The organism is Actinoplanes auranticolor, from assembly GCF_018332655.1.
In the GTDB taxonomy this organism is placed as follows: domain Bacteria; phylum Actinomycetota; class Actinomycetes; order Mycobacteriales; family Micromonosporaceae; genus Actinoplanes; species Actinoplanes auranticolor.
Map to the genome: position 1 here is coordinate 64,735 of NZ_BOQL01000045.1, position 7,362 is coordinate 72,096.

6 protein-coding genes are annotated in these 7,362 nt (G+C 73.6%); 5 read left to right on the forward strand and 1 reads right to left on the reverse strand.

All coding sequences use genetic code 11. The annotated features are described in order from the left end of the window. Nucleotides 1-19 precede the first annotated feature (19 nt). The 3 genes from Aau02nite_RS28325 to Aau02nite_RS28335 all read left to right on the forward strand — a co-directional run bounded on the left by Aau02nite_RS28325 (nt 20) and on the right by Aau02nite_RS28335 (nt 3,081). Nucleotides 20-856: a winged helix-turn-helix transcriptional regulator gene (locus Aau02nite_RS28325; RefSeq protein ID WP_212991642.1), complete on the forward strand. Its 837-nt coding sequence runs from the start codon at nt 20-22 to the stop codon at nt 854-856. 159 nt (nt 857-1,015) lie between these two features. Continuing rightward, nucleotides 1,016-2,815, forward strand: coding sequence for a glycerol-3-phosphate dehydrogenase/oxidase (locus tag Aau02nite_RS28330; protein WP_212991643.1), 1,800 nt, complete (start codon nt 1,016-1,018; stop codon nt 2,813-2,815). Further along, nucleotides 2,812-3,081: a DUF4031 domain-containing protein gene (locus Aau02nite_RS28335; protein WP_212991644.1), complete on the forward strand. Its 270-nt coding sequence runs from the start codon at nt 2,812-2,814 to the stop codon at nt 3,079-3,081. The genes Aau02nite_RS28330 and Aau02nite_RS28335 overlap by 4 nt, the downstream gene beginning before the upstream one ends. On the opposite strand, the gene Aau02nite_RS28340 is transcribed toward Aau02nite_RS28335, so the two are convergent. Then, the gene (locus Aau02nite_RS28340; RefSeq protein ID WP_212991645.1) at nt 3,065-3,712 is read right to left on the reverse strand and encodes an HD domain-containing protein; all 648 of its coding nucleotides are present in this window, start codon (nt 3,710-3,712) and stop codon (nt 3,065-3,067) included. The genes Aau02nite_RS28335 and Aau02nite_RS28340 overlap by 17 nt on opposite strands. A gap of 30 nt (nt 3,713-3,742) precedes the next feature. Between Aau02nite_RS28340 and Aau02nite_RS28345 the strand changes: the two genes are divergently transcribed. Next, nucleotides 3,743-4,951 (forward strand): FUSC family protein, encoded by a 1,209-nt coding sequence (locus Aau02nite_RS28345; RefSeq protein WP_212991646.1) that lies wholly within the window; start codon nt 3,743-3,745, stop codon nt 4,949-4,951. A gap of 342 nt (nt 4,952-5,293) precedes the next feature. Next, nucleotides 5,294-7,362: PrsW family intramembrane metalloprotease (locus Aau02nite_RS28350; RefSeq protein WP_438841178.1), on the forward strand; the 2,069-nt coding region annotated here is incomplete at its 3' end.

A 7,362-nucleotide genomic window follows, 5' to 3' on the forward strand; every position in this document is an offset into this window, starting at 1 on the left:
ACGGACTATAGTGGAGGGCGTGCGCAGGGTCGAACTCATTGATGCCGACTGCGGCATCGAGCAGGCCCTCGGCGTGCTCACGGACTGGTGGACGTTCCTGGTGGTCCGCGACATCGCCGGCGGCGTGACCCGGTTCGAGGCGCTGCAACGATCGCTGGGCGTCAGCCGGCGGGCCCTGACCGAGCGCCTCGCCGCGCTGGTCGAGCACGGTGTGCTGCGCCGGGAGCCGTATTCGGAGCACCCGCCCCGCCACGACTACGTGCTGACGGCCAAGGGTGAGGGACTGCTGCCGGTGCTGATCGCGCTGCAGGAGTGGGGCGACCGGCACGTGCTCGGCGACGGCTCCCTCACCGCGACAGCAGCGCCCACCTCGGCCGAGGCGCACCGCGTGCACGGCCTGGTCGGCCGCCGGATCCCCGCTCTGCGCCTGGAGACCTGGACGGTCCTCTACTTCTTCCCCGGCGCCTTCGCGCCGGACACCCCGGGCTATCCGCCGGGCTGGAGCGACATCCCGGGAGCGCCGGGCTGCACCCTCGAGTCGATGACGTACGCGGCCAGAGTGGCCGACTTCGCCGCGGCGGGCGTCGAGATCCGCGGCATCAGCACCCAGCGCCCGGACCAGCTGGAAGCCTTCGCCACCCACGCGAAGCTGCCGTTCCCCCTGCTGTCGGACCAGGACGTCAAGCTGGCGGCGAGCCTGCGCCTGCCCACCTTCCGCACGGCGGGCGTGGACCGCTTCAAACGCCTGACCCTGCTGGCCGACCCCACCGCGACGATCCGCGCGGTCCAGTTCCCGATCACCGACCCGGCCGCCTCGGTGACCGAGATGCTCGCCCGGGTCCGGGCCCGCACCTGAGCCCGGCGCCCGGTCTTGCGAGCACGCAGCTCGCAATCGGCGGGAGCGACGGTCGGTTATCCGCACGGACCTACGACAGGAAGCCCTTGATCTGCTCTTGATCTTGCCAATCTCTTTTCACTCGCCGGGGGGACACCCGGCAGCGCTACCGTGGGGGTTGTGCGCTCTCCTTCCGTCTCCCGCTATGCCGCCGGCCGGCTCTCGCCCATCCGTCGCACCGCCGACCTGCGGCGATTGCGGGACGAGCAGTTCGATGTGCTCGTCATCGGCGGCGGGGTCACCGGCGCCGGCGCCGCCCTGGATGCCGCCTCGCGTGGCCTGAGCGTCGCCCTGGTCGAGGCCCGTGACCTGGCCGCCGGCACCTCCAGCCGGTCCAGCAAGCTCATCCACGGCGGCCTGCGCTATCTGGAGCAGCTCGAGCTGCACCTGGTGCACGAGGCGCTCACCGAGCGTGGCCTGCTCACCAGCCGGCTCGCGCCGCACCTGGTCCGGCCCGTGCCGATCCTGGTGCCGCTGCCGACCGCGTCACCGGCCGCCCGGGTCTGGCAGCGGGCCTACTACGGTCTCGGTGTCGCCGCCTACGACGTCTTCGCCGGGGTGTTCGGCAGCGGGCGCGGCATGCCCCTGCACCGGCACCTCACCCGCGACGGCGCCCGGCAGCTGTTCCCCAGCCTGCGCGCGGACAAGATCACCGGGGCGATCCGGTACTTCGACGGGCAGGTTGACGACGCCCGCCTGGTGGTCAATCTGGCCCGCACCGCCGCCAGCCTCGGCGCCGCCGTGGTCACCAGCGCCCGGGTCACCGGGTTCCTGCGCGAGGCGCGCGAGGTGGTCGGGGTCAAGGTGCGTGACCTGGAGTCGCCGGACTCGCCCGAGTTCGAGGTGCGGGCCCGCACCGTCGTGGCCGCCACCGGGGTCTGGAGCGACGACATGTCGCGGATGCTCAGCGACGTCGGTGTCCGGCCCGGCCTGCGGGTACGCGCCTCCAAGGGCGTCCACCTGGTCGTGCCGCGGTCGGCGATCACCGGCGAGGCCGGGCTGATCCTGCGCACCCCCACCTCGGTGCTCTTCGTCATCCCGTGGGGCGGGCACTGGATCATCGGCACCACCGACACCGACTGGGAGCTGGACCGTTCCCACCCGGCCGCGTCCGCCCGGGACATCCGCTACCTGCTCGACCAGGTCAACACCGTGCTGGACAGGCCGCTCACCGCCGACGACATCGAGGGCGTCTACGCCGGGCTGCGGCCCCTGCTCTCCGGCGAGGCCGACTCCACCTCGAAGCTGTCGCGTGAGCACGCCGTGGTCGAGCCGATGCTGGGGCTGCTGCTCGTGGCCGGCGGCAAGTACACGACCTACCGGGTCATGGCCGCCGACGTCATCGACCGGGCCGTGCGCCGGCTCGGCGGTTCCGCGCAGCCCTCGCGGACCGATCAGCTTCCGCTGCTCGGCGCCGACGGCTTCGCCGCCGCCTGGCGCGACCGCCTGGACATCGCCCGCCGGCACGGCGTCACCGCCGGGGTGATCGAGCATCTGCTGGAGCGGTACGGCACCCTCACCGTCCACCTGCTGGCGATGATCGAGGCCGACCCGGCCCTGGCCACCCCGCTCGCCGGCGCCCCGGAGTATCTCGCCGCCGAGGTCGCGTACGCGGCCCAGGCCGAGGGCGCCCTGCACCTCGACGACGTGCTCACCCGCCGCACCCGGATCTCGTTCGAGACCCCGCACCGGGGCGCTGAGACGGCTGCGCACGCCGCCGCGGTGATGGGCGACGCGCTGGGCTGGGACGCCGCGGTGCGCGCCCGGGAGATCGAGCACTACCTGGCCCGGGTCGAGGCCGAGCGGCAGTCGCAGAAGATGCCCGACGACCTCACCGCCGACGCCGCCCGCCTGGGCGTGCCGGACGTGCGGGGCTACGCCGCGGACCGGGGCACCGACCTGCTCGAAGTGGAACTTTGATCCTCGTCGACGAGCCGCGCTGGCCGTCCCGCGGCCGGCTCTGGTCGCACCTGGTCAGCGACGTGTCGTACGCGGAGCTGCACGCCTTCGCGGAGATGCTGGGCGCACCGCGGCGCGCCTTCGACCGGGACCACTACGACATCCCGGACGTGCGGTTCCCGATGGCGTTGTGGCTCGGCGCCACGCTGGTCCGTTCGCGGGAGCTCTCGGCCCGGTTGCGCGCCGCCGGACTGCGCCGGCCCAAGCACCTCAGCCGAGGGTCTTGAGCTCGGCTTCCAGGTTCGCCCGGGCCTTGTCCTCCCACGCCGCGCGCAGGGGCGCGTGCCGGTAGATCGACGGCAGTTCCAGCAGGGCCTTGAGCACCTGGGTCCGGCCGCCGCGGAAGGCGTCGTCCGGCACGTGCGCGTACTCCCGGCGGATCGCGGCCGTGTACGCCGCGTAGGCGTCCGGCTCGCTCGCCAGGATGGCCAGGTCTGCGTCGCAGAGCAGCTCGCCGTCCGGGTCGTCCTCCTGGGTGGCGTGCCCGGCGGTCAGGCCCACAAGCCGGGCCACCTCCGCCGCCGCCTCGTCCGGCGCGCCCAGGGTCGCCAGCAGCCCGGCCGCGAACTCGGCGCTGTCCCGCTCGTTGGCGTCGCCGAGGGCCCGCGGGTCGTACACCGCGTCGTGCAGCCAGGCCGCGAGCCGCACCCGGTCCGCGCCCGGCGCCAGCTCGGCGTACCGGTCGACGACGTCGAGGACCGCACTCAGGTGGGCCACGGTGTGGTACTGCCGCTGCGGCTCCGACCAGCGCGTGAGCAGGTACTCACCGGCCGCGCCGAGATCCGCGTCATCGGCGGTCGCCCCGGCACCACGCGCCGCCGCAACCCACCGCTGCACAAGATTCGTCACGACGGTCATCCTGGCACGCCTGCGGTTAGGGTCTGCACCATGACCGAGGTGGAGGCGCAGCGGGGGCTGGCCGCGGTGCTCGCCGAGCTGCGCGGCCGGTCCCGGACCGGGCTCGGGGCCGGCTGGTCCCGGGTGCGGGCCGGCTTCCCGCTCGCCGCGCAGGCCGGGCTGGGCGCCGGGATCGCCTGGTTCGTCGCGCACGACGTGATCGGCCGGCCCAGCCCGTTCTTCGCGCCGATCGCCGCCGTCATCACCCTCGCCTCGTCGGTCGGCCAGCGCGCCCGGCGCACGGTTGAACTGGTCGTCGGGGTGGCCATCGGTATCGGCATCGGCGACGGCATCATCCTGCTGATCGGCACCGGGCCGTGGCAGGTCGGCCTGGTGGTGGTCCTGGCGATCGTGGCCGCGGCGGCTGTCGGCGGCGGTACGCCCCTGGTGGTGCAGTCCGCCTCATCCGCGGTCCTGGTCGCGACTCTGACGGCGCCCGGCGCCGGGCTGCCGTACACCCGGTTCTTCGACGCGCTCGTGGGTGGCGCCGTCGGGCTGGCGGTGATGACCGTCCTGCTGCCGCTGAACCCGCTGACGGTGATCCGCCGGGCGGCCGACCCGGCGCTGCAGGCGCTCGCGGACGGGCTGCACGCGATCGCCGACGGGCTCCGGTCCGGTGACGCGGGCGCGGTCGGCGGGGCGCTGGACCGGCTGCGCACGGCCGAGGCCACCTTCACCGGCTTCGACCAGGCCGCGACCGCGGCGAGCGAGAACGTGGCGTTCGCGCCGGCCCGCTGGCGGGCCCGCGGCGCCCTGAGCCAGTACGTCGAGGGTGCCGACCACGTGACGTACGCGCTGCGCAACGTCCGGGTGCTGGCCCGGCGGGTGATGACGGCCCTCGGCGACGGCGAGCAGATCCCGCAGTGCCTGCCGACCTCGATCGACCTGCTGGGCGACGCGGTGGACCTGCTGCGCCAGGAATGGGCCAAGGGCGCCGAGCCGATCGCCACCCGGGAACGCGCGCTGCGGGCGGCGGCGGAGTCCGGGCGGGCGTACGACGAAGGGGTCGGCTTCTCCGGCGGGGTGGTCGTCGCGCAGGTCCGGACGACGGTCTCGGACCTGCTTCGGGCCACCGGGATCGAGTACGCGGAGGCGCCCCGGCTGGTGCGGCGGGCGGTCGGCTGGCACGCGCGGGGACGTACCGCCCGCAAGAGCGCGGGCTGGTCCCGGCCCGGCGGCTCCGGTCGCGGCCCGTCCTGACATTTCCGGCCCTTTTCCGCTCTTGATCCGCTTTCCGCCGCCGCGGGCCTGCCCGGCCCGGTCCGGGTGGCTACGCTGGGCGACATGGCCGACGTAGCTCACGGCGGGTCGCCCGACCCGGCACCCACCTCCGCGGCTCCGGCCTCCCCGGCGCCTGGTCCTGCCGCGCCGGGGTCCGGTTCCGCCGGATCGACCCCGACCAGGGAAGACGCGACTGCTGGTGCGGTCGCCCCCGGCTCCGCCGGGTCTCCCTCCGACGGGCTTGCGGGTGCGTCGGCCGGGTCGGTTGCTGTCGCGCCGGATGCGCCGGTCGGTGTCCCCGATCCGGCCGCCCTGCCCCCGATGCCGAACGGCCGGCGGTCGCGCGTGCCGCGCTGGTTGCAGCTGACCCTGGTGATCACCTTCATCGCGGCCTGCGCGATCGCGATGCTGGTCATCCTCGGCGTCAGCAACGGCCCGCAGGGCCTGGCGATCGGCCTGGGCGCGGCGATCCTGCCGGTGCCGGTGCTGGTCGGCTGCTTCCTCTGGCTGGACCGGTACGAGCCGGAGCCGAGCCGCTACCTGATCTTCTGCTTCGCCTGGGGCTCGGCCGTGGCCACGCTGGTCGCGATCGGCGTCAACTCGCTGGCCGCCTGGGGCTTCGACCGGATCGGCCTGCCCGACGCGCTGGTGGCGGTGCTGGTGGCGCCGTTCATCGAGGAGCTGATGAAGGCCATCGGCCCGATCCTGCTGCTCTGGCGCCGCCGCCGCGAATGGTCCGGCATCACCGACGGCATCGTCTACTGTGGCCTCTCCGCACTCGGCTTCGCCATGGTCGAGAACGTGCTCTACCTGGGCGGGCACGGCTACGCGTCGGGCGCCGACCAGTACGGCCCGGCGACCGGCATCCAGAACCTCTTCCTGATCTTCATCGTGCGGATCCTGTTCACCGGCTTTGCGCACCCGCTGTTCACGGCGATGACCGGCATCGGCCTGGGCCTGGCCGCCCGCTCGGCGGACCGCCGGGTGAAGTGGCTGGCGCCGATCGCGGGCCTGCTGCTGGCGATGATCCTGCACGGCATGTTCAACCTGCTCCCGACCCTGTCGGTGGCCACCGGCGAGACCCTGATCATGCTGTACGGCTACCTCGGCTTCATGGTCCCGTTCTTCTTCCTGGTGGTCGGCTTCGCCATCGCCCTGCGCAGCTGGGAGGGCCGGCTGAGCGAGCGCGTCCTGCCGGGCTACGTGAGCGCCGGCTGGCTGTCGCCGCCGGAGGTGGCCACCCTCGGCAGCCTGGGCCGCCGGCACTCGGCCCGGCAGTGGGCCAAGCGGGTGGCCGGAGACACGGGGGTACGCGCCATGCGCGGCTTCCAGGCGACGTCGACCAAACTGGCCCTGCTGCGCGACGGCATGCAGCGCGGCCTGCACAGCGGCAGCGCAGAGTCGCAGCAGCGAGCAACCGACGACGAGCAGCGGCTGCTCACGGCGATCTCGGAATACCGGTCGGTGTTCGTCGGGCGGGACCCGCAGATGCCACAGGCGTTCTGGGACGGGACGAGCTACCAGATCGCCTTCCCGGACGGGGTGACCCGCACGGTGAACGCCCCGGCGGAGCCGGTGGTGCCGGTGCCGGTCCGGCTGCCTCCGATGCCGGTGATGGCCGGCGCTTACGGGATGCCGCCGGGTTACGCCGCGCCGGGCTACGGCGTCGGTCCCGGCCAGGGCGGTCCTGGTTACGGCGGTCCTGGTTACGGCGGTCCTGGTTACGGTGGCCCGGCTGGTTATGGGCAGCCTGGTTATGGGCAGCCGGCTTTCGACCAGGGGGGTTACACCCAGGCTGGTGTCGCGCAAGGCGGTTATGGGCAGCAGGTGGCCGGGCAGTCCGGTTCCGGTGATGGTTACAGCCAGCCGGGTGGCAGTGGTTACGGACCGCCGCCTGGTTACGGCCAGCAGGGTGCCGGTCAGGTCGGGTCCGGCGCTGGACACGGCGAGCAGGGCGGCAATGGCTATGGCCCGCCTGCGGGCTACGGCCAGCAGGGTTCCGGCCAGCCTGGCTCTGGCCAGCCTGGCTCTGGCCAGCAGGGTTCCGGCCAGCCTGTTTATGGTCCGCCGCCTGGCTTTGGCCAGCCTGGCTACGGTCCTTCGGGTTATGGGCCGCAGCCGGGTTACTCGCAGCCGAGCTATGGTCCGCCGGCCGGTTATGGCCAGCCTGCTTACGGTCCGCCGCCCGGTTACGGTCAGCCTGCTTACGGTCCGCCGCCCGGCTACGCCCAGCCCGGCTATGGCCAGCCCGGCTATGGCCAGCAGTCTGGCCATGGGCCGCAGCCCAGCTACGGCCAGCAGCCCGGCTACGCCGAGCAGCCGGGAGGCGCGCCCGCCTACGGTCCCGCGCCGACACAGAACCATGACCAAGGCCAGGGTCAGCACGCAGG